At 42.4% G+C, this 26,906-nt stretch carries 27 protein-coding genes, 3 pseudogenes and 1 riboswitch; of the genes and pseudogenes, 9 read left to right on the forward strand and 21 right to left on the reverse strand.

The window, feature by feature from the left end:
* The first annotated feature begins 26 nt into the window (after positions 1–26).
* Positions 27–1,082, forward strand: a complete 1,056-nt coding sequence (locus tag JCM19038_RS07060; RefSeq protein ID WP_042416093.1) for a tartrate dehydrogenase — start codon at positions 27–29, stop codon at positions 1,080–1,082.
* Between the two features lie 5 nt (positions 1,083–1,087).
* Positions 1,088–1,942, forward strand: coding sequence for an alpha/beta fold hydrolase (locus JCM19038_RS07065; RefSeq protein WP_238554312.1), 855 nt, complete (start codon positions 1,088–1,090; stop codon positions 1,940–1,942).
* 52 nt (positions 1,943–1,994) lie between these two features.
* Here the strand turns inward: JCM19038_RS07065 and JCM19038_RS07070 are convergent, their stop codons facing one another.
* The 18 genes and pseudogenes from JCM19038_RS07070 to JCM19038_RS07145 all read right to left on the reverse strand — a co-directional run bounded on the left by JCM19038_RS07070 (position 1,995) and on the right by JCM19038_RS07145 (position 19,690).
* On the reverse strand, positions 1,995–2,795 hold the full coding sequence (locus JCM19038_RS07070) for a GNAT family N-acetyltransferase (protein ID WP_042416098.1): 801 nt from the start codon (positions 2,793–2,795) through the stop codon (positions 1,995–1,997).
* A 137-nt stretch (positions 2,796–2,932) separates the two neighbouring features.
* Positions 2,933–4,613, reverse strand: a pseudogene (locus JCM19038_RS07075) (SLC13 family permease).
* Positions 4,614–4,693: 80 nt separating this feature from the next.
* Positions 4,694–5,398 carry a response regulator gene (locus JCM19038_RS07080; protein WP_042416100.1) on the reverse strand — a complete coding sequence of 235 codons (705 nt, stop codon included), beginning with the start codon at positions 5,396–5,398 and terminating at the stop codon, positions 4,694–4,696.
* A 2-nt stretch (positions 5,399–5,400) separates the two neighbouring features.
* Positions 5,401–6,987: an ATP-binding protein gene (locus JCM19038_RS07085; protein WP_042416103.1), complete on the reverse strand. Its 1,587-nt coding sequence runs from the start codon at positions 6,985–6,987 to the stop codon at positions 5,401–5,403.
* A gap of 120 nt (positions 6,988–7,107) precedes the next feature.
* Positions 7,108–9,140, reverse strand: a pseudogene (gene ggt / locus JCM19038_RS07090) (gamma-glutamyltransferase).
* Between the two features lie 257 nt (positions 9,141–9,397).
* Complete coding sequence (locus JCM19038_RS07095; protein WP_042416105.1) at positions 9,398–10,150, reverse strand: ATP-binding cassette domain-containing protein; 753 nt, start codon at positions 10,148–10,150, stop codon at positions 9,398–9,400.
* Positions 10,151–10,161: 11 nt separating this feature from the next.
* Complete coding sequence (locus tag JCM19038_RS07100) at positions 10,162–10,929, reverse strand: ABC transporter permease subunit (RefSeq protein WP_042416110.1); 768 nt, start codon at positions 10,927–10,929, stop codon at positions 10,162–10,164.
* Between the two features lie 16 nt (positions 10,930–10,945).
* Positions 10,946–11,569, reverse strand: coding sequence for an ABC transporter substrate-binding protein (locus JCM19038_RS23420; RefSeq protein ID WP_238554313.1), 624 nt, complete (start codon positions 11,567–11,569; stop codon positions 10,946–10,948).
* Positions 11,570–11,574: 5 nt separating this feature from the next.
* The gene (locus JCM19038_RS23425) at positions 11,575–11,940 is read right to left on the reverse strand and encodes a hypothetical protein (RefSeq protein ID WP_238554314.1); all 366 of its coding nucleotides are present in this window, start codon (positions 11,938–11,940) and stop codon (positions 11,575–11,577) included.
* Positions 11,933–12,772: a VOC family protein gene (locus tag JCM19038_RS07110; RefSeq protein WP_042416113.1), complete on the reverse strand. Its 840-nt coding sequence runs from the start codon at positions 12,770–12,772 to the stop codon at positions 11,933–11,935. The genes JCM19038_RS23425 and JCM19038_RS07110 overlap by 8 nt, the downstream gene beginning before the upstream one ends.
* 181 nt (positions 12,773–12,953) lie before the next feature.
* The gene (locus tag JCM19038_RS24310; protein WP_152549358.1) at positions 12,954–13,457 is read right to left on the reverse strand and encodes a PLP-dependent transferase; all 504 of its coding nucleotides are present in this window, start codon (positions 13,455–13,457) and stop codon (positions 12,954–12,956) included.
* The gene (locus JCM19038_RS24315; protein ID WP_052361207.1) at positions 13,418–14,317 is read right to left on the reverse strand and encodes an aminotransferase class I/II-fold pyridoxal phosphate-dependent enzyme; all 900 of its coding nucleotides are present in this window, start codon (positions 14,315–14,317) and stop codon (positions 13,418–13,420) included. The genes JCM19038_RS24310 and JCM19038_RS24315 overlap by 40 nt, the downstream gene beginning before the upstream one ends.
* 18 nt (positions 14,318–14,335) lie before the next feature.
* Positions 14,336–14,800, reverse strand: a complete 465-nt coding sequence (locus JCM19038_RS07120; protein WP_042416116.1) for an Lrp/AsnC family transcriptional regulator — start codon at positions 14,798–14,800, stop codon at positions 14,336–14,338.
* A gap of 179 nt (positions 14,801–14,979) precedes the next feature.
* A complete protein-coding gene (locus JCM19038_RS21690; RefSeq protein WP_042416119.1) occupies positions 14,980–15,936 on the reverse strand; it encodes a peptidoglycan-binding protein in 957 nt (318 codons plus the stop codon).
* Between the two features lie 360 nt (positions 15,937–16,296).
* Positions 16,297–17,094 (reverse strand): phosphonate ABC transporter, permease protein PhnE, encoded by a 798-nt coding sequence (gene phnE, locus JCM19038_RS07130; protein ID WP_081831670.1) that lies wholly within the window; start codon positions 17,092–17,094, stop codon positions 16,297–16,299.
* Positions 17,094–17,897 (reverse strand): phosphonate ABC transporter, permease protein PhnE, encoded by an 804-nt coding sequence (gene phnE / locus JCM19038_RS07135; RefSeq protein WP_238554315.1) that lies wholly within the window; start codon positions 17,895–17,897, stop codon positions 17,094–17,096. Before phnE (JCM19038_RS07135) ends, phnE (JCM19038_RS07130) begins: the two co-directional genes overlap by 1 nt.
* Positions 17,894–18,715, reverse strand: a complete 822-nt coding sequence (phnC, locus tag JCM19038_RS07140; RefSeq protein WP_042416122.1) for a phosphonate ABC transporter ATP-binding protein — start codon at positions 18,713–18,715, stop codon at positions 17,894–17,896. Before phnC ends, phnE (JCM19038_RS07135) begins: the two co-directional genes overlap by 4 nt.
* Before the next feature lie 84 nt (positions 18,716–18,799).
* Positions 18,800–19,690 carry a phosphate/phosphite/phosphonate ABC transporter substrate-binding protein gene (locus JCM19038_RS07145; protein WP_042416124.1) on the reverse strand — a complete coding sequence of 297 codons (891 nt, stop codon included), beginning with the start codon at positions 19,688–19,690 and terminating at the stop codon, positions 18,800–18,802.
* 196 nt (positions 19,691–19,886) lie between these two features.
* Between JCM19038_RS07145 and JCM19038_RS07150 the strand changes: the two genes are divergently transcribed.
* From JCM19038_RS07150 to JCM19038_RS07160, 4 genes are all read left to right on the forward strand, one after another.
* Positions 19,887–20,726 carry an HAD family hydrolase gene (locus JCM19038_RS07150; RefSeq protein WP_042416126.1) on the forward strand — a complete coding sequence of 280 codons (840 nt, stop codon included), beginning with the start codon at positions 19,887–19,889 and terminating at the stop codon, positions 20,724–20,726.
* 73 nt (positions 20,727–20,799) lie between these two features.
* A complete protein-coding gene (locus tag JCM19038_RS20545) occupies positions 20,800–21,018 on the forward strand; it encodes a hypothetical protein (RefSeq protein ID WP_052361209.1) in 219 nt (72 codons plus the stop codon).
* Positions 21,019–21,056: 38 nt separating this feature from the next.
* Positions 21,057–21,503 carry a helix-turn-helix domain-containing protein gene (locus tag JCM19038_RS07155; protein WP_052361213.1) on the forward strand — a complete coding sequence of 149 codons (447 nt, stop codon included), beginning with the start codon at positions 21,057–21,059 and terminating at the stop codon, positions 21,501–21,503.
* Positions 21,500–22,003, forward strand: coding sequence for a GNAT family N-acetyltransferase (locus JCM19038_RS07160; protein ID WP_042416129.1), 504 nt, complete (start codon positions 21,500–21,502; stop codon positions 22,001–22,003). The genes JCM19038_RS07155 and JCM19038_RS07160 overlap by 4 nt, the downstream gene beginning before the upstream one ends.
* A 33-nt stretch (positions 22,004–22,036) precedes the next feature.
* Here JCM19038_RS07160 and JCM19038_RS24320 read toward each other — a convergent pair whose 3' ends face one another.
* Both JCM19038_RS24320 and JCM19038_RS07165 read right to left on the reverse strand, forming a co-directional pair.
* Entirely contained in the window at positions 22,037–22,468 is a 432-nt protein-coding gene (locus JCM19038_RS24320; protein WP_052361214.1) for a 5'-nucleotidase C-terminal domain-containing protein, read from the reverse strand.
* Complete coding sequence (locus JCM19038_RS07165; RefSeq protein ID WP_052361215.1) at positions 22,465–23,928, reverse strand: bifunctional 2',3'-cyclic-nucleotide 2'-phosphodiesterase/3'-nucleotidase; 1,464 nt, start codon at positions 23,926–23,928, stop codon at positions 22,465–22,467. Before JCM19038_RS07165 ends, JCM19038_RS24320 begins: the two co-directional genes overlap by 4 nt.
* A gap of 204 nt (positions 23,929–24,132) precedes the next feature.
* On the opposite strand from JCM19038_RS07165, the gene JCM19038_RS22690 reads away from it, so the two are divergent.
* The 3 genes and pseudogenes from JCM19038_RS22690 to JCM19038_RS07175 all read left to right on the forward strand — a co-directional run bounded on the left by JCM19038_RS22690 (position 24,133) and on the right by JCM19038_RS07175 (position 25,955).
* The gene (locus tag JCM19038_RS22690; protein WP_193745067.1) at positions 24,133–24,285 is read left to right on the forward strand and encodes a hypothetical protein; all 153 of its coding nucleotides are present in this window, start codon (positions 24,133–24,135) and stop codon (positions 24,283–24,285) included.
* Positions 24,286–24,345: 60 nt separating this feature from the next.
* On the forward strand, positions 24,346–24,504 hold the full coding sequence (locus JCM19038_RS22695) for a hypothetical protein (RefSeq protein ID WP_193745068.1): 159 nt from the start codon (positions 24,346–24,348) through the stop codon (positions 24,502–24,504).
* A gap of 121 nt (positions 24,505–24,625) precedes the next feature.
* A riboswitch (SAM riboswitch) is annotated at positions 24,626–24,728 on the forward strand.
* Between the two features lie 124 nt (positions 24,729–24,852).
* Positions 24,853–25,955, forward strand: a pseudogene (locus JCM19038_RS07175) (5-methyltetrahydropteroyltriglutamate--homocysteine S-methyltransferase).
* Positions 25,956–25,974: 19 nt separating this feature from the next.
* On the opposite strand, the gene JCM19038_RS07180 reads toward JCM19038_RS07175, so the two are convergent.
* Positions 25,975–26,886 (reverse strand): LysR family transcriptional regulator, encoded by a 912-nt coding sequence (locus JCM19038_RS07180; protein ID WP_042416134.1) that lies wholly within the window; start codon positions 26,884–26,886, stop codon positions 25,975–25,977.
* Positions 26,887–26,906 lie beyond the last annotated feature (20 nt).

The following is a 26,906-nucleotide window of genomic DNA, read 5'->3' on the forward strand; positions in this document are numbered from 1 at the left end:
GAATTCGAATGCAGGAGGAACAAATGATGAAGAAATGGAACATTGCAAGCATTCCAGGTGATGGCATTGGGAAAGAGGTAGTCCCTGCTGCAGAACAAGTGCTGCATACGATTGCGGATATTCATGGTGGATTTGAATTTGAATTTACGTCCTTTCCTTGGAGTTCTGAATATTACTTAGAACATGGTGTGATGATGCCAGAAGACGGGATTCAAACATTAGCTTCATTTGATTCGATCTTTCTTGGTGCTGTCGGAAATGAACAGCTCGTTCCTGATCATGTTTCACTTTGGGGATTATTAATCAAAATTCGTCGAGAATTCGAGCAAGTCATTAATATGCGTCCTGCAAAAGTATTGCCAGGCATTGCCTCACCATTGGCGAACCCAAATCAATTTGACTTTGTCGTTGTTCGGGAAAATAGTGAAGGAGAATACAGTTCTAGCGGTGGCCGAATTGGCAATGGTGAAGAAGAAATTGCGATTCAAAACGCTGTATTTACACGTAAAGGGACAGAACGTGCAATGCGCTTTGCATTTCAACAAGCGAAGAAACGCAGTGGTCATGTGATAAGCGCTACGAAATCAAATGGCATTATTCATAGCATGCCGTTCTGGGATGAGGTTTTCAACGACGTAAGCCAAGATTACCCTGAGATGACGACTGAATCACAGCATATTGATGCCCTTGCGGCCTTTCTCGTTACGAAGCCTGAGACGTTAGATGTTGTGGTTGCCTCCAACCTATTTGGGGATATTCTGACAGATATCGGTGCAGGGATTATGGGAAGTATCGGTGTCGCTCCGGCAGCAAACCTAAATGTAAATGGGAAGTACCCATCTATGTTTGAACCCGTACACGGTTCCGCTCCAGACATTATTGGCAAAGGGATTGCGAATCCGATTGGTCAGATTTGGACTGCAAAAATGATGCTCGATCATTTAGGGGAAGAAGAATCAGCAACAAAAATGCTTGAAGCGATTGAACAGGTCACACGTCTACAAATGGTGACGCCTGATTTAGGTGGAAATTGTACAACTGAAGAAGTGACTAATGCCATTATTCAAGAGTTAAAGAGGTGACGAATGTGGGGGAGGTTTCAGTTGCTGGCGTAGCGATTCATTATGAGGATGATGGAGCGTTTGATAAGCCGGTCTGTCTTTTGCTACATGGATTTCCTCAAAGTTCGTTAACGTGGCGGTATGTTAGTCCTCATCTAGCTGAGCGTTATCGTGTCATTAAAGTTGACTTAAGAGGATACGGTAAGTCAGGGAAGCCAATCGGAGAAGCATTGTATCAAAATGATGTGATGGCACATGACGTTGCGTCTGTTCTAGACAGACTAGACATTCGTAACGCACTAATCGTTGGTCATGACCGAGGAGCAAGGATTGCGAGGAAGCTTGCTTACTTACGCCCAGAACTTGTAAGAAAGCTCGTATTCATCGATATTATGCCTATGGAATACGTCTATCAATTGCCAGCAAAAGAAGCTGCTAGAAAGTATTGGCACTGGGTATTTCAAATCGTTCCAGACCTTCCTGAGACGTTAATTGAAGGGAAAGAAGAAGAGTACTTAACGTTTCTATTGAGTCGTGGTGATGGCTTATACGAAAGCCTAAAAAAAGACGGAACTTTTGATGAGTACTTACGAGCGTTTAAAGAACCAGGAGCGGTTCAAGCAGCGCTCAGTGATTACCGAGCAACCTATCGTACTGATCTTCCAGAATATGAACAAGGGGTTGGCAAGTTGTCGAAGGAGACGTTAGTGCTCTGGGGAGAACGTGGCAACTTGGCTGGGTTACCAGTCGTGGATGAATGGAAAAGGACGGTTGATTACGTTCGAGGGTATGAGATTAAAGGGTGTGGACATTATGTACCAGAAGAGAAGCCAAAGGAAATTGCGGAGCATATTCTAGCATTTGATCAACCATCTCTCTAAAGCAAATCACCTCAATCATGCTTTTGAAACCGGGCATCGATTGAGGTGAGAATTATCGTTGATCAACGTAAAGGTTCCACGGTGAAGGTAGATCAAAAGGGTGTTGATTAGGAAGCTTTGCCATTTGATCGCTTGTTATGTCCACCCAAACGTGAACATCTTCTTCAAATTGGGACTGTGAGTCGTTATGTGCGTGAGTGATCGTCGCCCATAAACCGGATTGATTGAATAGATCTTGAAATGGATAGACAACTTGCAAGTAGTGATATTTCTTTTGGTCGTACTTCGTTATAAAAAAGCGATCGCATTGATTATTTTCAAAGAAACGCCACGTAGCAACTTCATCATCGTGGAACAATTCAGTTTTCGCTTCGAACGGATAATAACATTCGTATGGGAATACTCGTCCCGGTTGGACATACTGTTCTGAAAGTAAGGTTTTCTTCTTTGAAAGACTCGAGATCTCCATCCATTGAACGTGTTCATCAGCCAATTGATTTGGCGATGTTGTTGTCGCTGATTGCAAAGAGATCCGTGGTGTTAAGCCAATTTTACGGAGTACTTTTTGAGCGGGTATGTTTGATTGTTGGGTATTGGCACCAACCCATTGAATCTCTGAATGTTCCCAAGCCCGCTCTAACACATTGTTTAAGATCTCTGTAGCTAAGTTTTGTCCACGATAGCGACGGTCGGTGCGCAATCTTCCAAGCATGGCATAGACCGAATGGTAAATCGTAAATCCGGCTGTACTTACGAGTTGATTTTGAATGAATCGTCCATACATTTTGTTTGGCCCTGTAACGAGGTACGGAAAAATGGCTGCGATGTAATCGTCCTCGATGCCAGTATCCATTTGTTCATAGGACGTTTGATCTTCTGGATGTAATTGCGAATCACTGGTTAACCCTCCCTTTCATCATATCTAGTATGACGATAGTTCGTGCTTCTGCCAAGAAAAAGAGTTCTCCCATAGTAGGGAGAACCCAGTATTTATTGAAGTGAGGCAGGGAAGCTTGTTAAATCAATTCCCCAAACGAGAGGTACAGCATAGTAGACACCGAAGATAATGATTATGGTGGCAACAATGTTTACAAAGAATCCTGTTTTTACCATCTCAATTATTTTCAGCTTTCCCGTTCCAAACATAATGGCATTTGGTGGTGTACCAACAGGGAGCATAAATGCCATGTTCGCAGCCATTGCACAAGGAATCATGAGTGCGAATGGGTGAACGTCGAGAGCAATTGCCAGTGCAGCAACTACAGGTAAAATCATTGTAGCTGTAGCAGTATTCGATGTGATCTCGGTTAAAATCATGATGAAGATTGTAGCAGCAGCGATAATGATGAGTAAATTAAATCCATCTAGAACCGTAAGCTGTTGGCCGAGCCAGTCTGATAATCCTGACGCAGTAAATCCTTGTGCGATCGCAAGACCACCACCAAAGAGTAACAATACCCCCCAAGGGATGTCTCTTGAGTCTGACCAGACTAGAATGCGACCGCCTTTTGCTCGACTTGCCGGGATGGAGAACAGTAATACAGCAGCGAGCACTGCAATTAGTCCATCACTTAAACCTTGAATATTTAAGATGATCCATTTTCATAATCCCAGAAGAAAGAGCGTGTCACCCACATAAAAGCGGCGAATAGGAAAACAATTCCTACCATCCATTCTTCGTAAGAGGTCTTGCCAAGCTTTTGCGCTCATCTTGAATAACGGCTTTACCACCAGGTAGTGATTTGATTTCAGTTTTGAAGGCCACTCTACCAAGGTAGAACCATGTGAAGAGGAGCATAATTGCAACAACTGGAATACCGAATAACATCCAAGTAGCAAATGAAATCTCTATTCCAAAAATTTCGCGCATTTGTCCAGCAAGTATAATATTTGGTGGTGTACCAATAAGTGTACCTACGCCACCAATCGTACCTGCATATCCAATACCGAAAATAAGGGACTTTTCGAATTTTGGAAAGTCTTTTTCCTCAGGCTTGTCCTTTAATGCAGAAGCTACTTGAGCGGTAATTGCAAGTCCCATCGGAATCATCATCATAACTGCTGCGGTATTAGACACCCACATTGAGATAAATCCGGTAGCTACCATAAATCCTAGCAAAATTCTTTGTGTGCTCGTTCCAATTAGAGAAATAATTAATAAAGCCATTCGTTTATGCAAGTTCCACTTTTCCATAGCTGTAGCAATAAAGAAACCACCGAGGAATAAGAAGATTACATCGTCACCGTATGAAGAAGCAACAGCACTTCCTTCTAGAGCGCCAGTAGTGGGCAATAAGATCAAAGGCAGTAATGAAGTTGCTGGAATCGGTAAGGCTTCAGTGACCCACCAAGTCGCAATCCATAATGTTACCGCAAGTACAGCCCTTGCTTCTGAAGCTAGACCTTCTGGATTGAAGAAAGCCATTGTAAGAATAAACAGTGTTGGACCGAGTAATAGTCCGATCATTTGGGCTTTTGAATATGCTTGCTTTGGTTGATTAGGAGATGATGGTGGTTCGGAACTACTCTTCGTGGCTGCTTCTTCTTTGGTCTTACGTTGTTCAGCAGCTTTGTCGATGTCTTTTTTATAAGAGAAAATATTAAGGAGACCTTTCGTGCGATTGTGCTGTCTCCATAAACTGTTCCATGTCGTTATAAAGGTTGCTTTCATAGAATATCCCCCCACGATGTACATTGAAAACGCTTACTTATATTTTGCATATTTAGACATGTTTCGACTAGCTTTTTTAATTAAATGAAACCATTTTGTTTTATTTCTTCTCCTTTGCTTGTAAGTTGATATTGTTGTAAAGGTCGACCGGAAGCCTGGTACATCACTTCCTTAGAAAGCAAACCAGTTTCGCTAAAGAAACGTAAGTATTTTCGCAATGAAACATGAGAGATCTGGGTTTGTTCCGAGAGTTGGGCGGTAGTTAACCAACTTGTACAGTCATTAAAAGCATGGAGAACGCGTATTGCTGTTTCTTTTGTAATCCCTTTTGGAAGGTCTCTAGGTAAGTGTCCTTCGAGTCTTTGGTCATGAAAAAGTTGATCAATTTCCGTTTGTTGATTTAACGGCTTTGCAAGTTTCTGAAAGGATTGGTAACGCTCTAGTGCTTCTTTGAAACGTTCAAAAGTAAAAGGTTTCACTAGAAAATCAATAGCTCCATACCTTTTTCCGAGCGTGATGGATTCCATATCATTTGCCGAGGTAATCAAGATGACGTCGAGGTCAATGTTCTCGTTACGTATGAACTGTAATAATTGAAGTCCGTTCTCTTGATCCAAGTAAATATCTAACAATAATAAATCCAGTTTTTTGTTTAAAATCATTTCTTTTCCTGAAGACAATGTGTTTGCAGAACCTTTCCAAACGTAGCCATCTACTTTTTCGGTATAAAGCTCATGGAACTTTATAATTAACGGCTCATCATCGATGGCTCCAATAGAATACATCGTTAATCCTCCTTTTTCTTATATGGAATTTTTACGTTTAACGTCGTACCTTTACCTACTAAACTATCAAATTCATACGTGCCGTTGGCTATAGCAATGGCGTTTAGCATGATCGTTAGTCCGAACCCTCGGTCAAGACCTTTTGTAGAAAATCCTTGTTGCTTAAAGGTTGATAATTGCTCATTCGTAAACCCATTACCGTTATCACTAATTTCAAGCACGAGGTTTGTGTTTTCAGTTGAGAATCGTAGTGTGATTTCTCGATTGGTTTGTTGATTTATGGCGTCATAGGCGTTGTTTAATGCATTTCCAATGACGGTAATCCAAGTGTCCAATTGACTCGAATAGTGCAGTTCAGGCCAAGTCCCTTCGCCAGTAACAGTAATGTGAACACCTGATTGATGAAGTCGTTCCAATTGATTAGAAAGGTAGCTTGCCAACGTTACGTCTTTCACATATTTGCCAACTTCATTAACACCAGCTTGATAGGATGTTGAAAGTGTCTCGATATACTCTTCAAGTTCACCATAAGATTCTGTATACACCATTGCGCCAATGATATGGAGCTTGTTCATGAATTCGTGTGTTTGCATGCGTAATTGTTGAGCGTAATTTTCAACACCTGCAAGCCTTTCTAATAAATGATCGAGTTCGCTTTTATCTCGAAACGTAACCAATGTACCTACTGTTGATTCATTCACAATGACAGGAATTCGATTTGTAATCATTTCGGTTGATTGATAACGGTGCAACTCGTCTTTTGCCATTTGTTGATGTTCTAATTGCTGTTGAATTGGTAGGTCAGGCCAAGCATCATAAATTGACAATCCGATTAGATTTGAATGAAAGGTCGCTTTTGCAGAAGCATTTGCTACGATAATCATACCGCTTTGGTCTGTTGCGATGACCCCTTCTTGCACGCTTGAAAGCATGGCTTCTCGTTCTTTGAGACGATGAGCAATATCTTCTGGTTCCATGCCATAGAGCGTTTGTTTAATACGTTTAGCAAGAAGAAAAGATCCAATTGTTCCGATCATTAAGCTAATGCCAATACTGATAAAGAGTGAGCTTAAGTGGTCAGATACATAAGCATCCACGCGATCGGTCGAAATACCGACAGAAACGGCTCCGATTTGTTCGTCTATATGATTGTAAATGGGTGTAAATGCACGTAAAGAAGGTCCTAAAGTTCCCTCGAATTCAGAAGTATATGTATGTCCATTTTCTAACACATCCGAGATATCATCACCAACAAACAATTCCCCAATTTCTGATGGGTTAGGGTGTGTGAGGCGTGTAGCTGTCATGTCGACAACGACTATGTAAAGCAGGTCATTTTCAACACGTAATTTCTGAAGCATTGTACGGAGTGATTCATCAGCATAGTCAGCTTGCAACGCTTCAACAACCATAGGACTTTCTGCAAGGTGACTAGCGCTCAACAACACTTGATCTTCTAAGGATTGTCTTGCTTGTTGAGCTTGTGAGAAGGCTACAAATATTCCGCCTAATAAAATGGTGCCAAATAGCATCGCCATCGCATAAATCATGACTCGAAATTGTAATGGTAATTTTTTTGTGCGGAACATGTGCCTCACCCCTTCGAACATGTATTGCTCTATTATAGGGAATTTTAGCAACAGATGCCAATTCATGTTTACTACGTAAGTCGTCCACTTTACAACAAGTAAAGTGGACGAAGGGAAGTTCTATGCGTAATGAATAATGATGGATGCTTGTGCGTGAAGCATACGATGTACTTTAAATGATAATTCTTCTTCTTCATAAAGGGCATCGATTGTGTCTTGAAAGGCTTCGGTATGGCTCACGATTTCACGTGTGAATCCGTGCAGTTGGAACAGGCGAATGACGGAAAGATCACGATAAAGTTCATCAGCCACTTCAGTGCTTTTGATCTCCTCGTTTGCTTCTAGTTCACGTACTAAAGAACGCATGGACGTTGCATCAACAGTCAGTCCGAGTGAGGCACCGTCTCTGCGTTTATCCGCAACACCTTCATAAAGGCCTTCGCTCGTAACTCGGATGCTTTGGACGTTTCCAATTGCCATTTGTGTGTTGAATTCATGACCCATTCTTCTAAAGTACGAATTGCAGAAGTTGGAATCGTATCTTCGTACGTAATGTCTTTCGCACCCATGCTATGAATTCTCGGTTCGTCAACGGCTTCTTCAAGGGTCATTCCGTGATCAAGAACGTTGGTTATGACTTGGAATACGGCATTGATAATACGAGGGCCACCAGGCGAGCCAACACTCATGACAGGTTCGCCTTCACCATCAAAAACGATCGTTGGCGTCATGCTTGAGAGAGGGCGTTTGTTTGGTTGAACTTCATTCGCACCGCCTGGTACAGCATCGAAGTCGGTCAATTCATTATTAAGCATAATTCCATAGTCTGGGACCATAATTCCGGTGCCGAACAAGGATTCAATCGTACTCGTGTAGCTCACCATGTTCCCATTTGCGTCCGTGACCGTGAAGTGAGTGGTTTCGCCCATTCCGTCTTGATCTTCATACTGACTAACAAGGTCTCCTTTTTCACGATCATCAAAAGCCCAAGGATCTCCAGCTTCGACGTTTTCTGAAGAGCGATCAAGTGGAATAAGGTCGCGACGTTGCTCGATGTACTCAGGGTGCAACAACCCGTCGAATGGGACTTCAACAAACTCTGGATCACCCATGTATTCAGCACGGTCTGCATAAGCCAGACGCATCGTTTCAGCTAGAATGTGATAGCGCATCGGGTCTCTTGGATCATATTGTCCAATATCAAAGCCATCTAGGATAGAAAGCATTTGTAGTAAGGTGAGGCCGCCTGAACTCGGTGGAGGCATACTAGCAATAGAGTAGTCGTGGTATTCTCCCCAAACCGGTTGTTCAATCGTTGAGTTGAAACGTGCGATATCGTCTGTGGTCATCGTGCCACCATATGTTTGGACGGTTTCTGCGATCGCATCTCCAATTTCACCATGATAAAACACATCAAGACCATGCTCTTGAATGAGGTTAAGTGAATGAGCAAGATCATCCTGAATGATAAAATCTCCCTGTTCTAAAGGTTCGCCATCGGGTAAGTATACGTGTTTAGCTGTGCTGTTAAGCAACTTCGTTTGATTATTAGAAATGGCATCAGCAAGTTGACGATCAATGTGGAAGCCATCTGCAGCTAAATCAATTGCAGGTTGAATGAGTTCTTCTAATTCGAAGCTACCCCATTCTCCAAGTGCAGCATTTACCCCATCTAACGTTCCAGGAACGCCGACCGCTGGACCGCTTGTTGAACGTTCTGCAAAAGGAATGACGTTCCCGTCTTCGTCAAGGAACATATCTGGAGTGGCGCCAAGTGGAGCGCGCTCACGACTGTTAACAATCGTCGTTTCACCCGTGTTTGAGTCATAGACCATCATAAATCCGCCACCACCGATTCCGGACATATGTGGTTCTACAACATTCAATGCAAACTGAACCGCTACCGCCGCATCAACGGCATTTGCCCCTTCGCTTAAAAACTGTTGACCAATTTGCGTGGCGAGGTCGTGTGAACTTGAGACCATTCCGTGTTCTGCTAAGTCTACAGGAACCGATTGCTCTTCTGCGGATGCAGACTGCACGTTCATTAAGACGAGAGAACTGATCATTGCTGCGCTCGTAATCGATGAGACCGCCTTCTTTTTCAATAAAAACCCCTCCTTGAGATGATAGATAAATAGTATAACATTCATAAAAATCAAATAATATTTAAGTGTAGCTAGTTAAGAAGTATTAAAGGGATATGAGGACTTTTTTAATGCTTAAGTATTAGTAAGTTGTTACAATAACAGGAGAAAATATGCGGGTATATCGTAGCGTTATGTCGAATCTAGTTCTTAGTCACTTTTTATAGAATATGAAAAAGAGCATAGAGACCTGTATGCATTACTACTATTAAAATTCAGCAACTTCCACCTGAACAAACAAAAGCCATTGAGAGGGGAATCTCTCAATGGCTTGTTAAAGGTTCTTCTTCGAGTATTCTGCTTGTGACTTGTTTTTCAAGTGCAACAAGTCGTTCGTCGGTGACATCTCGAGGTCTTGGCAACGGGTTCTCAAGGTCGAGCGTAATCTCACCGTCTTCAATTAATACAATTCGATCGGCAAGCTTAACTGCTTCGCGAACGTCGTGGGTAACGAGGAGAGACGTAAACTGATTGTCTCTCCAAATCTGTTCAATCAGATCTTGCATTTCCGTTCGTGTTAGTGCATCCAGTGCGCTAAGTGGTTCATCGAGTATAAGCAAATCGGGCTCACGAATGAGCGCTCTTGCTAAAGCAACTCGCTGTTTTTGACCACCAGACAGCGTGCCAGGCCACTCTTTTTGAAACTCGGAAAGTCCGACTGCTTGAAGCACGGAAAGTGCTCGGTCTTTCCAGTCACCTTTAAGACCAAGCCCTACGTTATCGATGACGGTTTTCCAAGGAAGCAGTCTCGAGTCTTGATACATCATCGTGACACTCGCATCTGTTTTTTTAATCGTTTGATCATCAAACAATAGCGCACCACTTGTCGGTTGTTCAAGTCCGGCAACAAGGCGTAGGAGCGTACTTTTTCCACTACCACTCTTTCCGACAATCGCGATAAATTGACCTTTTTCTATGGTGAGATTGACATCTTTTAAAACCTCGTTGTCTCCAAATGACTTTTGGAGTTGTGAGACGTTAATTCTGACACCGTGTTCTCTTGTTGAGTTCGTCAAAACAGCTCCTCCTATTTCCGATAGTTTGGATGCCAACGAAGGGCATTCTTTTCACCGACCTGAGCAATCATATCGGCCAATTTACCAAACAGCGCATAAATAATAATTGTGACGATAATAATGTCTGTTTGCATAAATTGACGTGCATTCATTGCAAGATAACCGAGTCCATCGCTCGTTGCAATGGTTTCTGCAACGATCAATGTTAACCACATTACACCTAATGCGTACCGTAGACCAACGAAGATGGAAGGAAGTGCGCCTGGTAGATAGACGTGGCGGAATAGTTGCCACCCTCGTAAGCCGTACATACGACCCATTTCAACGTAGCCTCGATCAACACTACGTATGCCGTGTAACGTATTAATGTAGATCGGGAACATAACCCCAAGTGCAACGAGAAAGATCTTTGACGTCTCACCAATTCCTAACCATACGATTGCAAGGGGCAATAATGCGAGATGGGGAATATTTCGCACCATCTGGATGGATGTATCAAAGGTGAAAAACGACCACTTTGACCATCCGTTTAATATTCCGAGTATTAATCCAATGCTACCTCCGATGAGTAAACCAACAAAGGCACGATATAAACTAATTTGAATGTGCTCAGCCAATGTCCCTGAAACGACAAGGCCATAAAATGACTCAAGTACGGTCGTTGGAGCCGGGAACAAACTTGGCGATACAATTTCTAACATCGCTATCACTTGCCATACAATCAAAACGACAAGCGGTAAAAGCCAAGGTAGTAGTTGTTTTTGGAATGTGTTTGCCATTTTGGCCACCTACTTCTTACTCAATGTTGTCAGACGCCCAAGCAGGTTCAAGTGGCATGATTGCAGAAACGTCAATTTCCTCTGGGATGAGTTCGTATCGGTAATAATCATCAGCTTGTGCTTGTTGCGCAGCAATAATTTCTTCATTAATATTCTCTACGCCATAATCACGGCGGTTTACAACCGTATCTAGAATTTCTTTCTCAATGCCGATCATGCCAGAGAGCAGTTCTGCAACATCATCAGGGTTGTCGTTTGCCCATTGGTCTGAACGGTTCGTTTCTTCTAAAACGAGCTGTACAAGTTCAGGTGATTGTTCAGCAAATTCAGGTGTTGCGTAATAGAACGTACGGTTCGGATATTCAGTAACCCCGTCATCGAGTGTCGTTACATCAAGCGTATGTTCAACGCCTGCGAAGAACGGATCCCAAGAGGCAAGCGCATCAAGTTCTCCTGTTTCAAGTGCTGCACGCCCTTGAGAAGCGTCTCCCATATAGCGAAAATCAACATCATCAATGGCAATTCCGGCATTCTCCAGTGCAAGTAAAGCCAGATAATGATGATTTCCGCCTTCTAATGCTCCAATGCTTTTCCCTTCAAGGTCTGATATGGATTCAATGCCAGAGTCAGCTTGAACCATAATGCCTACGCCTTCTTCATGAGGAAGCTAGCGCCTACATAAAGGATTTCTCGGCCTTGCGCTTGAGCGAATATTCCTGGTCCATCTGCAGCATTACCGTAATCAATGTTGTTCGTAGACAAGGCTTCCATCACAGCGCCACCTTGATCAAATTCAATCCATTCTACGGAAACATCTAGCTCCTCTTCTTCAATACGATCTTCGAGATAACCGCTATCACGAAGTACATTTAAAGTATTGCCCGTTTGAAAGCCGATGCGAATAGTATCATTACCACTCGCTTCAGAAGAATCAGTATCACTTCCACAAGCAGCAAGAACCCCTCCGCTTGCTAATAAAAATGAACCGACAATCAGTGTTGATTTACGCATTGTTGTTTCCTCCTGAGATGCTATAGTGTGCCCCTTTTGTCGTGAAGGAGCTTACGTTGTTCGCATTGTGTAAGCGTAGCTCAAATGGTCGCTCTCCTCGTGTTGTTAACGTGTCTTGAACCAGACCATTTCCTTGTGGTTCGGCGAAATGCAGCTTTGCACCTGGCAAATTTAACGTATACACAGTCGCGTTAAGTGTTTCGTCAAAAACAGGTTCTTCTACGTCTAACTCAAACCATTTTGCCCAATTGTTCACCGTTTGTTTTGCGTCGTGAACAGCCATCGTAAAGCCCGTAATTGACGTGTTCCCGGCTTCGTGTGGGTGAATGACATTGGCGTCTTTTAAACCAGCGATACGCTCGTCATCTGTTTCTTCCCAATCGATGAAAAATGGTAAAGGTAAATCTGAAGTTTCGTCACCGACAAATAATAATGACCATTCGAGAAGTGTGCCGTCTGGTCGTTTCCGGCTAAGGGGAACAGGACCATTCACTTGAAGTCCTTTCTTGCGGAAGCGTTCAGCTAATTCGTCTAGGTTTCTCGTTCGAATACACACTTTGTAGAACCCTTCTTCGAATTGATCGTCTCCGATTGCATAAAAAGGACTATCCTTCACATCTTGTGCACCGACACGCTTGAAACGTTCAAAATCATCAATGGCTAAGAATTCGATGTATTCGATTCCGAAATGAAGAAGTGTATTGTATGAACCGCGATGTTCGTGGCGGCCACCTTCAACCGCATGAAAGCCTTTATTTAACCACTCATCTTTGAGCTCATGAGCGTCATTAATGTAGTGAATCACATGATCAAATGAAATATTTAAGCTCATTAGTATCCTCCGATTTATTCCCGATTAAATTCATATGAAATATAGAGTTTATGTTTTTAGTCTATGTAAAATGCAGATTGTTGTCAATCAATTTATAAAAATTAAAAAGAAAATGGGTGTGCTAGAAAATTAAAAAACCAGTTACAGAGAGTAACTGGTTTCTACGATATAAGACAGCTGCTTATTGGAGTGCTTGCTCTAAGTCGGTCATTAGATCATCAGGATGTTCCATGCCGATGGATAAACGGATTAAGTTCGCTGGAATCGATGCAAGTGATCGACCCGTTTCTCCTTGTTGCTGATGAGTAGAGATTGAAGGGATGACAGCCACGGATTTGTGGCGGCCAAGATCGGTTGCCCGCCAAATGAGCGAAAGTCGATCTAGTGTATCTCTCGTTGCCTGTGCACCTCCTGCTACTGTAAAACTAATCAAGTGTCCATAACGATTTGTCTGTTCAGGGTGATCAACTAGTTGCATGTAGCGCTTCGCTGTCGTGTGGCCTGCGTTTGATGGGAGGCCGGGATAATAAACGGATTCTACGGATGGTAAGTTTTCTAGATGCTTTGCAACAGTGAATGCGTTTTTACTCATCGCATCCACGCGAGTCCGAAGCGTGCGAATGTCGTTGAGTAGAAAATGAGCACTCATCGGTGATAATGCGGTCCGTGATCGCGCATTGGCCAAAGCTTTAAATACCCTGTGAAGTTTGCCTTTAAGTCTTCATTGTCAAGTTTCGTCGTAATGTTGTTCTTGGCAATAATCGCACCAGCAATTGCTGAACCACTTCCACCGATCGCTTTACTTAACGAATGGATGACAATGTCAGCACCGTGACGAAGCGGGCGCATGAGTGCAGGTGTCGCAATCGTTGCATCGACAATTAAAGGAAGATTGTGGTGATGAGCAAGTGCTGATAAACCTTCAAGGTCGACAACAGTTAAGCTTGGGTTCGATGGCATTTCTACATAGAGAAATCGTGTATGTTCATCGATTGAACGTTCCCAATGAGAGAGATCAGACGAATCCTCAATCCAACGCACATCGATATTCCGCTCTTTATGGTACCGTTCGTTAAATAACATAAATGTACCGCCATAGCACTTTGCATCTGCAATAAAGTTCACACCTGGAACCGGGTTTTCTAAAAAGGGCTGAGTGGCCATGAAAATGGCAGACATCCCAGAGCTAGTTACCGTTGCATTCGTTTCCCCATGATACCCGTATCCTTCTAAAAGAGATAACGTTTCTTCTAAATAATGAAGCGAAGGATTATGAATACGTGTGTATCCCCACGCAGGAGTTGCATAAGACAATGCCGCCTCAAGATGGTCGGAGTTCTCAAAATGTTGGGCAGGAGAGATGACGAGAGGCTCCATCGTACTCCCATAGTTTGAAGAAGATTCTTCAAGGCTGTAGATGCCGTGTGCAGCAATGGTGTCAAAGCGCTTTTTGCGCATTTTCTCTCGATATTGTTGCTCGGCTTGTTGCTTTTGTCGTCCAATTTCAACGTAATGTTGCATGCCTGTTTTTACTTGTTGACTCATGTGTAATCCTCCTACGAATTAGAGTGGTAGTGCAGTCGTTTGCTTGACCTCACCGTATGAAACGGTCGTTTGAATTCTCGTCACACTAGGCAACGAGCTCAGATGTTCAACGATAAAATACTTTAAGTCATTCGTATTTTTTAGTACGACTTTGAGGATGTAATCGTATTCTCCGGTAACATGGTGACATTCTAATACTTCTGGAAGACGAGTGACGTTATGTTGGAATTGAGTAATGTCGTCTCGTTGATGTGCATTCATTGCGATGTAGATAAAGCAGAGTAAGTCATACCCTAATGCTTGTCGGTCAATCGTTGTTTCGTAGCTCAAAATAATTCCTTCATTCTCAAGTCTCTTACGGCGTGTGTGAGTGGCAGATGGAGACAAATTAATTCGCTTTGCTAAATCAACATTTGCAATTTGTGCATTTTCTTGGAGTGCTTTTAATAATTGTCGATCTGTACTGTCAATCAATTTTACCATTATTTCACCTCTGGACATTATTTATTCTGAATAATAGGAAAAATAACGTGATTTATTCTGTTAATCTAAGTATAATCGAAGAATCTTCTAAACCGATGAAAAAAAGAGATGGATTTCGGAAATTATTCGAACGCAAAAAAACCTCCGATGCACAGGGCATCAGAGGTTGTGTTATAGAATTAGTCTAAGACTGTTACTTCAACACTTTGGCGACCAAAGTTAAGTGCTTCTTCAGTTGTTGCCATGTGAAGGTCGATCTTGTTTCCATTAATCGCGCCACCAGTGTCTCCGGCAATTGCTTCACCGTATCCTTCAACATAAACTGTTGAACCAAGTGGAATAACATTAGGGTCTACTGCGACTACGTTTGCATTGCGATCGTTACGAAGGTCAATTCCTGTTGCAGTAATTCCTGAGCAACCTTCGCAATCAGCCGTGTAAGCTGTTGCTTCCATTGTCATTGTTGTGCCTTCAGGTGACTCACTTGAAGAACTAGCTGATTCTGATGAACTGCTTTCAGTTGATTCTGTTGGTTCTGTGGATTCAGAAGCTACAGTTTCTTCAGATTGTGTTTCTTCAGCAGGCTCTTCTTCTTTAGCTGCCGGTTCTTCTTCACTGCGATTGTTGTTTGCAACGGGTGCGTCATTGTACATTAACTGACCGAAAGTGTCAGGGCCAGCGATTCCGTCAACGCTAATACCTGCTGCAGATTGGAAATCACGTACGGCTTCTTCAGTGCGTGGACCAAAGATTCCATCTACATATACTGGGTCAAACCCTTTGTTTTGTAGTTTTGATTGAAGGTCCTCAACGAGTTCGCCTTCATCTTCTAATGATAGAGCAGCAAGTGCTCCGAGTGTTTGTGTGCCAGCGATGCCGTCACTTAATAGGTTGAAGTCAGACTGGTATGCTTGTACAGCATCTGTAGTTGTGCTGTCATACTCCCCTGTAACTTCTGATTCATTTAAATAGCCTTTATCGATTAACGTTTCTTGTAGTAGTTCTACGTCTGAGCTGTTCTCTAGGTCTGTGTTGAAATCACTAGCATCTGCAGCTGTAGGTGCTGTAATGAAAGCAAATCCCGCAGCGAATGCTGTGAAACCGAGGCTATAAGCAATCTTTCTAATAGATTTCATTGTTACCCTCCTAGTGGTTGTTAGTAGTTATCTCAATCCACAAGTTGCATCTTAACAACAGAATCGGAGGGGTACAAGGGTTATTCTGCTATTTAATCGTTTTGAAATCTCATTGTAACCTGTTTCCGTCATTATCCAACTTTTATTACATATTTACATAGATTTCATCTCGGATTACCGTTACTTTACCATAGTGTAAATAACTTACATGGATAAAAAAGGTTTTAGTTTGTATTTAAGCGGGTAAAAGATTAAGTTACTAGATTAAAAGTTTCATTGATTCATTGATGAACGAATCATTTACTTGATGTTCGTACGAATAAAAAACCTAAGAAGAGTACTCTTCTTAGGTTCAGGAAGTTAAACGATGCGTTTTCGGATGTTACGACTGAGAATGTCTACGAGCGTGACGACAACGATGATGATGAGCAACATCATACCGACTTGTTCCCATTCTCTTGAACGTGATGCGATAATTAACGGGGCACCTAGTCCTCCGGCACCAACCATTCCAAGTACCGTTGCAGATCGTAAATCAATTTCATAGCGATATAACGCATAGCTCATAAATTCAGGTAGTACTTGCGGTAGTACACCGTACCAAATGACTTGGATTTTACCAGCGCCACTCGCTCGTAATGCTTCTAGTGGCTTCTGATCGATTGATTCAATGACTTCCGAATAAAGTTTCCCGAGCATCCCGACGGAGTTGATCGTAATCGCAAGGACACCAGCTAGTGGACCAATACCGACTGCGGATACGAATATGATGGCAAAAAGCAATTCTGGGAATGACCGGATTCCGTTTAAGATGCCTTTTCCCCCAATTGATCCCCTTTTCGCGATGTTTCTAGACGCAAAGAACGCGAATGGAATGGCCAAAATGGAGCCTGCAAGCACACCCGCGTAAGCAATGGCGACGGTCTCCATCATCATCATAAACAGTTCAGGAATACGCTCAATTGCCGCCGCATCGGTAAACGGACCTAAAATGAGACGTTGTAACATCGTAGACGCTTGTTCCCAGCGAAATGCTGAGTCAAGATCTAGGTTTGTAAAAGCGACAGAGTAAGCAATAATGATGAAAGCAATAATACCGCCGAGCTTGACCCAATACATTGGTGGCTTTTTGGGCTTCGTAATTTCGATTTCTCTCATTAGACGATCCTCTCTCTCAAGCGAATGCTCACCATATCAATCAACGTAACAACAACAAACGTCATAATGATAATGAGAGAAACATTCCCGTAGTTAAAGAAGTTCAGCTGTTGATTGAGTATGAGACCGACACCACCAGCGCCGACAAAACCAAGAACGACTGAAGCTCGTACGTTAATTTCTAATACATATAAGCTGTAAGATATGTAATGAGGCAACACTTGTGGCATAACGCCGTACCAAATAACTTGGAGCGTATTTCCACCCGTGGAGCGAATCGCTTCAAGCGGATCAGGATCTATGGATTCAATCGTCTCACTAATAAGTTTCGCAAGAATACCTACACTAAAGAAGAATAGCGCATATACACCAGCCATTGCGCCGAGTCCAACGAGACCGACAAAAATTACTGCAAGAACGAGATCAGGAATGGTACGCAACACATTCATAAAAAAACGAACAGCATTGTAAAGAATAGAGCTTGGGTTCACGTTCGATGCAGATAAAAAGGCAATCGGTAAACAGAAGATGACCGATAGCGTCGTTGCAAGCAGTGCAATGTTCCACGTTTCAAGTAGACTTGAAGCAACTGTGTCATAATAGCCCCAATTTGGTGGGATTAAGTTTCCGAAAACAAAATTAATAATCTGTGGTAATCCATTAATGATTCGGTCAGGTGCAGCATTTGTTAAATAAGCGGCTGCAATGTAGAGGCCAGCTACTACGGCGAGAATGGATAAAATGTTTAATTTAGAACGACGAGGTAAGATTGGAATTTTGTCCATTTTCGGTGCAGGCGTCAAGCGGAATCACCTTCTTTATGACTAGCTGTTTCGTTTTCAGCCGTCTCCTCGTCTTGTTCACTCATTTTGTCATCTTCTTTAATTGGACGACCGTAAATGTCTTCGAACGTTTTTTCAGTAACTTCCGATGCAGGACCATCAAAAACGACTTCGCCATTACGCATACCAATAATACGATCTGCATATTCCATCGCCATATCAATAAAGTGTAAGTTGACGATCATCGTAATGTTGTCTTCACGATTGATCTTCCTTAAGTCTTTCATAACGATATGTGATGTTGGAGGATCAAGACTGGCCACGGGTTCATCCGCAAGGAATACTTTCGTCTTCTGAGTGAGTGCGCGTGCAATACTCACCCGTTGTTGTTGACCGCCTGACAGTTGATCCGCTCTTGAATAAGCTTTCTCCACAATTCCTACTCGGTCTAAACTCCGAAGAGCTAGTTGTTTGTCTTCGTGCTTAAAAAAGCCAAAAACACTACGAACTGTACTCGTTCGTCCGAGTGCTCCAGAAAGCACGTTGCGCAGGACGGACATGCGTCGCACAAGATTGTAGCTTTGGAAAATCATACCGATGTCGGTACGCATTTTGCGGAGATCACGTTCATTAAATGCAAGTGAGTTCTTGCCGTCTACCATCAATTCACCAGAAGTCGGTTTGACGAGTTGATTAATGCTGCGAATGAGCGTTGATTTTCCGGCGCCAGAAAGACCAACAACCACGATCATTTCGCCTTGTTCGATTTTTAGATTGACGTTTTTGAGTCCTTGGTGTCCGTTAGGATAGGTTAAAGAAACGTCTTTAAATTCGATCATTTGCGTTTCTCCTACTTTCTATTAAAAGATTGATTCTAAAAAAAAAGGAAGAGCTGGCGCACTCCCTTTTGTGTGTTCTTATCATTAGTCTAATGAAACATCTTCTTGGAAACGCTCATACGTATCACGAACAACTTCGTAATCCGCAGAGTCTGCTTCTGCAATGCCTGTCCAGTTATAGATGCTGTCAAGGACCTCTAACATTTCATCATCATCATTAAAGCTTAAGAAGGCTTCAATGACTTGATTTTTCAAATCTTCATCAAGTCCAGGGCGAGCTGAAATTGTATCGTTAGGGATTGGTTGTGTATAATCGATTACTTTGATGTCATCTTTAATGTCTGGATAATCATCTTCAAGATTATCACGTGCATCATCAAATGAGGTGGAGAAGTCTGCATCTCCGTCAAGGACTGCCATCAAAGCAGTATCATGTGCACCGACTTGAGAATGTTGGAACTGTGTGTTAAGATCTTCGACGCCAGCATCCATTAATTCGTTCGCTGGGAACAAGAACCCGGCAGCAGATGACGTATCGCCATATGCCCAAACGAGGCCCTCGGAGTTCACTAAGTCTTCGATACTGTCAATCTCATCGTTGTCAGCACGAACGTTGAATTGTGCTAAGTATTCATAATCTCCAAAACGTTCGGATTTCAATAGCACTTCAACATCATGTAGTTGCTCTGCTTGAACAAATCCAAGTGGTGGTAAAAATCCTATGTCGACTTGGTCGTTCCCCATAGCCTCTACTAAACCAACATAGTTCGTAACAACTTCTGCTTGAACCTCCATACCAAGTTCTTCTGATAAGCGATCTGCTAATGGTTGGACAGTATCTGCTAACTCATCGGCATCTTGTGATGGAACAAACCCCATAGAAAGCGTGTCAGGCGAGTCACTTGCCCCTGTTCCGCACGCTGCTAAAATCGTAGTCATGAGCACTGCTGTACTTGCAATGGTCAATTTTCTCATAATGACGATTTCCCCCTCCCGTAATATGTAAGATTTACCAACATGATTGGCAATAACCCCCACTATTCTACCACAATATTTCATGTTTTTTATATTGAATTGTTTAAATCTAGAGCAAATTAACAATTTACATAGGAGAAATTGACGATATCAACAAAATCCTTTACTTTATAATCAAAGCATAGGAGGGGACAACATGGAGACAAACCTTTTTAAAGAAAGTGAACTGATTATATTTGATCTTGATGGAACATTATATGAAGATACTGATCATTTCGATTACTATGCCAAAACGTTATCAGAGGAAGTCATCGAAGAGCACAAGCTGTCGTTTTTTAGCGACTATGAACATATGAAAAAAGGAAATCACGCAGTTTCAATTGGAAAGGCCTATGATGTGCAGAACGATTGGGTTTTAGAGGTCGATCCTTTTACAGGAAACATTGAGCGTGTCGTAACATGGGAAGGGGAGAGAGTGGCAGACTCCATCTGGAAAGAGATCCACGAAGGGCAAGTAGAATACGATTTCGACCAGGTCATTGCAATTGGTGATGGGTGGTGGCTACCAAATGTAGCGGCGAGACATTACGGTGTGAAAGATCCTCAGCCGGCATATCATAAAACGAAAGAGTTTATGGCAACGGATGCGTTTACACTCTCGGTTATTGAAGGACTTCGTGAAGGATTATTATCATTGAAAGAGAAGAAATCAATTGTTTTACTTACGAACAGTACAGATGACGATGTAGAGCGTTTGCTCAAGCTTCTTCATTTAGAAGGTGTGTTTCACGAAGTCGTTACAAATGCAATGAAGCCACAGGAGACGAGGGCGCACTTTATCTCAATTATGAAAAGGTACAATGTGACTACTGAACAGACACTAAGCATTGGAGACAATTATTTAAACGAAATTATTCCTGCGAAGGCAGAGGGAATGAAGGCAATTTATATTGATCTAGATAATAGTGCTGTCGCTTATGGGGATCGTAAAGTAACGAGTGTTAGTGAATTAATTGAAGAAATGAAAGAAGTCTAATACGCTGTGACTAAGTGGGAGGCATGAGAGCTTCGCTCATTGTAACGTAATGAGAGAATGAGGAGGATTGGCTTTGGGAGCAGACAATCAAACGATGATTTGTGAGAGGCGAACGTATCGGAAAGAACCATACACACATCGTCATGCATATGCACAAATTTTATTTCCACTACAAGGCTCTATGGAAATTGAAACGGTAAATGGGAAACAGACGTTGAAGGATAAGGCATTGTACTACTCCCTCAGAATTTGGAACATTCGTTTTACTGCAAGAGCTATAACGAATTTCTAGTCGTCGATCTTCCGCAGTTTTATTGTGAAACGACAGACGTGCAAAGTGAGCGAAGGTTTCATAAAGATCAATCCTGGCACGCGATTCGTCAGCTATTACTCGAGATTACAAATCAAGCAAAAGATCATTTACTGCCTCACCTTGCTGCTATAATGAAAGAAAAAGTATCTACTCATGAATACGCATCAATTGCTCATATTCATGAACATTTTTCGTCACCGATCACAGTAGAAGGTTTGGCGTCCATAGAGCATTTCCATCCTGTGTATTATGTAGAATGGTTTAAGCAGAAAATGGGGAAAACGCCTCGGGTCTACTTGGAAGATTACCGAATTGAACGGGCGAAGGAGTTATTAATTGAGACGAATCATTCCATTGCCCAAGTAGGAAAGCAAGTCGGGTATACGTACTGCTCGACGTTTAGCAGAACGTTCTTGAAAGTGACTGGAGTAACTCCTACATCGTATCGGAGGATAAAGCGATGAAGCTAAATGTGTTGCCGATGAGTAAGCGGGAGGCGTCCATCATTATGAGTTGGACATATGAACCTCCGTACTCTTTATACAGTTTGAGTGAGAGTAAAGAACAAGAAGATGAATTGCTTAACGGTAACTACTATGTTGTTGTAACAGCAGAAGATGATGTGTTTGGTTTCTATTGCTATGGTGAAAGTGCAAAAGTACCGGGTGGAAAGCGAGAAGGGTGTTACGACGATCAACGCCCAATCGATATCGGCTTAGGTATGAATCCGGTATACACAGGGCAAGGGTATGGACTTCAGTTTTTTGAACTCGGACTTAGCGTAGGTGAAGAATTGTATGCGCCAGAATTCTTTCGGTTAAGCGTTGCGAGGTGGAATCAACGAGCCGTTACTCTCTACAAGAAGTTCGGATTTAACACCGAAATGACATTCATGAATTACGGCGAAACAGACGTTGAATTTCTGCTCATGACAAACAAAGGGGACAGTCCCCCACTGCGTTAATTCTGTGCAGTGGTGGGGACTGTCCCCGTTTGTTTAGTTGAAGCTAAATGTCGCGCCGTCGCCGTCTTCTTCGATAAATTCAATACGCTCGTGGTCGTCACTTGCGTCTTGGGCTTCTAATGCAGTTTCGAAGACGACTTCTCCAGCAGATTCAAATGGCGTGATCTGCCAGTTATTGCTACGTTCGACGTTCAAAGCACCGTCATGATTTACGATGTAGTCAATAATGACTTGGCGATTCTCGTCCGTCGTCTCAAGGACAGTCTCTACTGAACCGTCAAGATGGTCTTCGCCACCAGCACGGTAGTTGTTCGTCGCGACGTAGAAACGGTCATCGCTCGTTACGTCTTCACCTTCATGTTGTAGGTCAACGATTCGCTCGCCTTCATCTTGCGTGACATCGATTTCGTAAGTCACGTTTTCAATGACGTCAAAGTTATAGCTTGCAAAATCTTCATTAATCAAGGCTTGCTCGCTACTCTCATCTGGATCAATTTGATTGAAGTTAAGGCTGAGTATTCTAACCAGTTCTTCAGTTGATCGCCGTCCACTTCAACGACGTGCAATGTGTTCGGGAAGACGTAAACGTCATTCATGTCACGAATAGCAACGTCACCTTCTTCAACATACGTAAAGTCACCACCGCGTCCTGCTCTAAACGGGGCAGCAGCTGATAGAAGGGGAACTTCTTCTTCAAGTTCACCGCTTGCTTGCATTTGTTCCATATAATCGAGTTGTGCGTCATTAATTAACTGTACAACTTCATTGTCTTCAACACGCGCGAAGAATGTATGGATATCGTCAGTAATCTCGCCAACGGGGCTATTTACGTAGCTTACCGTCGCTTCGTGAGCATCCATGACGAGGTTTTCAAGTCCCTCGTGTGATGGTTGATCTTCAGTGCTTTGAATTTCAGAAGTCGCTGAAACGACATTCCATTCTCCATCTGCATTCTCTAATTCAAAAGCTAACACGCCGAGGTGGCTTCCCCAAGAGCCTGGCATCATCGCTGGCACACCGTGAATTGTTCCTGCATCCACATCCACACCGTCTACGCCTTCATAATCCTCGCTTGGGAAGTGGTTATGTTGGTGACCGAGCAACATGCCATCAACCCCATCAACTTCAGCTACAGACAATGCAGCATTTTCACTCATACGCTCGCCATCATCAATCCCTGAATGGGCAATAGCGATGACAAGGTCTGCACCTTCTTCTTGAAGTTGTGGCACAAATGTCTCAGCGGCATCTGCAATCTCTAACGTTTCAACTTCACCTTCAAGGTGTGCAGCGTCCCAACTCATAATTTGTGGTGGAACGAACCCGATGAAACCTACGTTTAAAATTTCACCATCCACTTCTTGTTCCACAATAGTATAAGGCTCGTAAACTGGATTCTCAGTTCCAGGCTCTACGACGTTGGCAGATAACCAAGGGAAATCCGCGTCAGCGATTGTTTCATCGAGAAAATCAAGACCGAAATTAAATTCATGATTTCCAAGTGCAGCGGCGTCGTATCCCATTTCATTCATGGCTTCCATGATAATATGCGTTTCATCATCTTCAAGTGGTTCAATTTGTGCTGGCATATCACCTAAAATACTACCTTGAATTGTATCTCCATTATCGATGAGCATATGATTTGGATACTCTTCACGAAGTTGTTCTACAAGAGAGTATACTTTCGTTAATCCAATTGTTGGATCTTCTTCATCATTCATATAATCATAAGGCAAAAGGTGAGCGTGAATATCGGTCGTTCCAAACACAGCAAATGTACTAGTTGAATCGCTTTCATTTGATTCGTTATTCGTTTCCTCATCGACTGGATCTGCCGATTGTTCCTCATCATCCCCACAGGCTGCTAGCATCCCAACGAGTATGGTGCTCCCCATAAAAATGGAAAATCTTTTTGTTTTTCCCATAAAATCCCCTCCTGATTTCACCCATTATGGTAGCAACGTTCGTCTGATTGAACAATAACTGGGAGGACGATCAAGAGGATTGCACTACGATGACTAAGCGAAAAGGATGAGTTGTAGTCAAATAATTGGCGCAAAAGGTTATGTTTATAACGTTTCGTTGTTATAATTTAATGAACTAAGTTTTGATCGTTGAGGTGTTTTCGGTTGAGTAGAATAAGACATTTACTAAAACAAGTCGGGCTCGATGTTGCTCACGGTGTTGGCGCTGTCTTCTATGGCATGTTTATTTTTACAGTAGTCATCCTGATCGTAATCGCCATTCTGGCTTTAGTGACGTATGGAATCAATCTACTATAAGTTCATGGAATACAATGCAGCGTACACGCTAAAGCTGAATTGTAACAAGGAGGAAAGAAAATGTCTGATCAACATAAAGTAAAATCAGAAGAGTTATCTGGGAAGAAGGTTCGGTCTGAAGAAATGGTCACGAAAAAAGATAAAGAAAACGTAAAATCAGAAGAACTCGTAACCTATAATCATGATAAAAAGCAAAAGGAACGTGAAAGCAATGAATGATCGGCAATATCTACTAAAGGAACAATTACATTGAAATAATATTCAATAAAAATATACTTTTCTGTTGACAATTATTTTGTGGATGTTAGTATTAGGTTTAATAAATTCAATGAATTCATTTTTCTTATCTAGAGAGGTGGAGGGACTGGCCCTTTGAAACCTCGGCAGCGGACTTTTTAAGTACTGTGCCAATTCCAGTAGTAGCGATACTACAAAGATGAGAAGAGTCGGATGAATGGCAACCATTTACCCCCTCTTCTTATTACAAGAAGAGGGGGTTTTGTTCGTAATTATCGTCGATTGATCGTTTGAAAACTAGGAGACTACACACATAGAGGAGAGATTATCATGACAAAAACAGCAACGCATGCACCATTCAAAGCAGATCACGTAGGAAGCCTATTACGCCCGGAACGAATTCATATTGCGAGAAAAGATTTTCAAGCAGGTAACATTACCGCTGAAGAGTTATACAACATTGAAACCGAAGAGATTACTAGAGTAGTTGATAAGCAAATTGAAGTGGGTCTAGAAGCAGTTACAGATGGAGAGTTTCGCCGTCGCTTTTGGCATACAGATTTTCTTGAGCACTTAAACGGAATTGAAGGTTACGTGCCTGACCATGGTTTCCAATTCAAAGGCGAAGAAACAGAGCGTTACGATGTAAGGGTAATTGGCAAGATTTCATTTAACGAAGATCACCCGCACGTAAAAGAATTTATTCAGTTCAAAGAAATTGTCGGAGATCGTGCAGTTGCAAAGCAAACGATTCCGAGTCCAAATCAATTGTTTAATGCGGGAATTCGTAATCTAGACATTTATCCAGACCTAGACGCGTACACAGAAGACATCGTTCAAACGTACCGCGATGCCATTCAAGCATTTTATGATGCGGGTTGTCGTTATCTGCAACTGGATGATGTGTATATTGCAGGACTTAACTCCGAAGACATTCCGTTTAACGATAGCGGTTATACAAGAGAAGACTTAATTGAACACGCGCTAAAAGTTGCGAATGCAGTTCTTGAAAACAAACCAGAAGACTTAACGATTACGACGCACTTATGCCGTGGAAACTATCGTTCTAAGTGGGCATTTAAAGGAAGCTACGCAAAGATTGCACCAACATTGTTTGCTAAAGAAAATGTGGACGGCTTCTTCTTAGAATACGACGATGATCGTTCTGGTGACTTCGGTCCACTCGATCACATTCCGAGTGATGGTCCACAAGTGGTACTCGGTTTATTCACATCAAAGCATGGGGAACTTGAAGATAAAGAAACGATTAAAGAACGTATTGAAGAAGCGAAGCAACACGTTTCTGCAGAGCAAATTTGTCTAAGCCTCAATGCGGCTTTGCATCAACTCATCACGGTAACATCTTAACGGAAGAAGAGCAGTGGGAGAAACTTCGTTATATTGTTGAGCTATCTAAAGAGCTAACAAACTAACACGAACCACAAAAAGAAGCTAGGAGCCCCTAGCTTCTTTTTGTGCGGTTGAATAATACGAGCTGGCCTCTTCAATGAACGTTCGTGCAGCAAAGGGTAGGTACGAATCTTTACGCCAAATCATCACGAGCTCTAAGTGGAGCGGATTGTCTTCTAGTGGAACATAAGAAAGTACGTGGGATTGCATCGTTTTTGCGATATGTTCAGGAAGTAAAGCAATCCCGAGCTTCGCTTCAACCATTTGTAGCATAAAATCTTTCTGAGAACTCTCACATACAGCATTTGGAAAAAAACCTTGCCGTAAACATTCTTCAATAATTGAGCGATGTAAGGAAAAGTCATTGCGATAAAGAATAAAGTGTTCTTCTTCAAGTGCTTTCAAAGGAATGTGTTCATTTAACGATAATGGGTGGTCGTGGTGCATGACCGCTACAAGGGGGTCATGAAGAATTTGCTTGCATTCGAAATCTTCCCCTTGCAAAGGAACATTGCAAATAAATCCAACATCAAGAGAACCTTCAGTAATTCCTTTTTTTATCGCAATGCTTCCAACTTCACTTAAGCGTAAGTCGATGAGTGGGAAGTCTTCAATGAATGAACTAATGAGAGAAGAGACGAAAGCGGCTCCAATAATCGGCGGCAGTCCAATTCGGATTTGGCCTTTTTTTATGTCCGCAAGATCGGTCACTCCTGCTTGCAAATTTTGAAAAGCATCAATGACGTTTTGGGCATTCTTTAACACCGCTTCTCCAGCATCGGTTAATTCGAGTTTTTTTGAAGAACGATAGAATAACGGTACGTCAAACTCTCTCTCAAGCTGCTTAATCGTTTTACTTAGAGAAGGTTGAGATACGTGTAAGGTGCGGGCTGCTTTCGTGAAGCTTGAATGCTTCGCGACTTCAATGAAGTAAGTTAAATGTCGAATATCCATGTCTGTCCACCTTTTTAATC

Origin of the sequence: Geomicrobium sp. JCM 19038 (genome assembly GCF_000698125.1) — a bacterium.
GTDB lineage: Bacteria > Bacillota > Bacilli > Bacillales > Marinococcaceae > Geomicrobium_A.

What these genes read in the sequence shown, in the direction of transcription:
- JCM19038_RS07080 (WP_042416100.1), bottom strand. Translation starts at nt 5,398, where the DNA reads ATGTATTCTATTGGAGCCATCGATGATGAGCCGTTAATTATAAAGTTC.
- JCM19038_RS22695 (WP_193745068.1), top strand. Translation starts at nt 24,346, where the DNA reads ATGTCTGATCAACATAAAGTAAAATCAGAAGAGTTATCTGGGAAGAAG.
- JCM19038_RS07150 (WP_042416126.1), top strand. Translation starts at nt 19,887, where the DNA reads ATGGAGACAAACCTTTTTAAAGAAAGTGAACTGATTATATTTGATCTT.
- phnE (WP_081831670.1), bottom strand. Translation starts at nt 17,094, where the DNA reads ATGAGAGAAATCGAAATTACGAAGCCCAAAAAGCCACCAATGTATTGG.
- JCM19038_RS07060 (WP_042416093.1), top strand. Translation starts at nt 27, where the DNA reads ATGAAGAAATGGAACATTGCAAGCATTCCAGGTGATGGCATTGGGAAA.
- JCM19038_RS07110 (WP_042416113.1), bottom strand. Translation starts at nt 12,772, where the DNA reads ATGAGCTTAAATATTTCATTTGATCATGTGATTCACTACATTAATGAC.
- JCM19038_RS07165 (WP_052361215.1), bottom strand. Translation starts at nt 23,928, where the DNA reads ATGGGAAAAACAAAAAGATTTTCCATTTTTATGGGGAGCACCATACTC.
- JCM19038_RS07145 (WP_042416124.1), bottom strand. Translation starts at nt 19,690, where the DNA reads ATGAGAAAATTGACCATTGCAAGTACAGCAGTGCTCATGACTACGATT.
- JCM19038_RS07100 (WP_042416110.1), bottom strand. Translation starts at nt 10,929, where the DNA reads ATGGCAAACACATTCCAAAAACAACTACTACCTTGGCTTTTACCGCTT.
- JCM19038_RS07070 (WP_042416098.1), bottom strand. Translation starts at nt 2,795, where the DNA reads ATGGATACTGGCATCGAGGACGATTACATCGCAGCCATTTTTCCGTAC.
- JCM19038_RS23425 (WP_238554314.1), bottom strand. Translation starts at nt 11,940, where the DNA reads ATGCGTAAATCAACACTGATTGTCGGTTCATTTTTATTAGCAAGCGGA.
- JCM19038_RS07085 (WP_042416103.1), bottom strand. Translation starts at nt 6,987, where the DNA reads ATGTTCCGCACAAAAAAATTACCATTACAATTTCGAGTCATGATTTAT.
- JCM19038_RS23420 (WP_238554313.1), bottom strand. Translation starts at nt 11,569, where the DNA reads ATGGTTCAAGCTGACTCTGGCATTGAATCCATATCAGACCTTGAAGGG.
- JCM19038_RS21690 (WP_042416119.1), bottom strand. Translation starts at nt 15,936, where the DNA reads ATGAAATCTATTAGAAAGATTGCTTATAGCCTCGGTTTCACAGCATTC.
- JCM19038_RS07120 (WP_042416116.1), bottom strand. Translation starts at nt 14,800, where the DNA reads ATGGTAAAATTGATTGACAGTACAGATCGACAATTATTAAAAGCACTC.
- JCM19038_RS24315 (WP_052361207.1), bottom strand. Translation starts at nt 14,317, where the DNA reads ATGAGTCAACAAGTAAAAACAGGCATGCAACATTACGTTGAAATTGGA.
- phnC (WP_042416122.1), bottom strand. Translation starts at nt 18,715, where the DNA reads ATGATCGAATTTAAAGACGTTTCTTTAACCTATCCTAACGGACACCAA.
- JCM19038_RS07180 (WP_042416134.1), bottom strand. Translation starts at nt 26,886, where the DNA reads ATGGATATTCGACATTTAACTTACTTCATTGAAGTCGCGAAGCATTCA.
- JCM19038_RS07160 (WP_042416129.1), top strand. Translation starts at nt 21,500, where the DNA reads ATGAAGCTAAATGTGTTGCCGATGAGTAAGCGGGAGGCGTCCATCATT.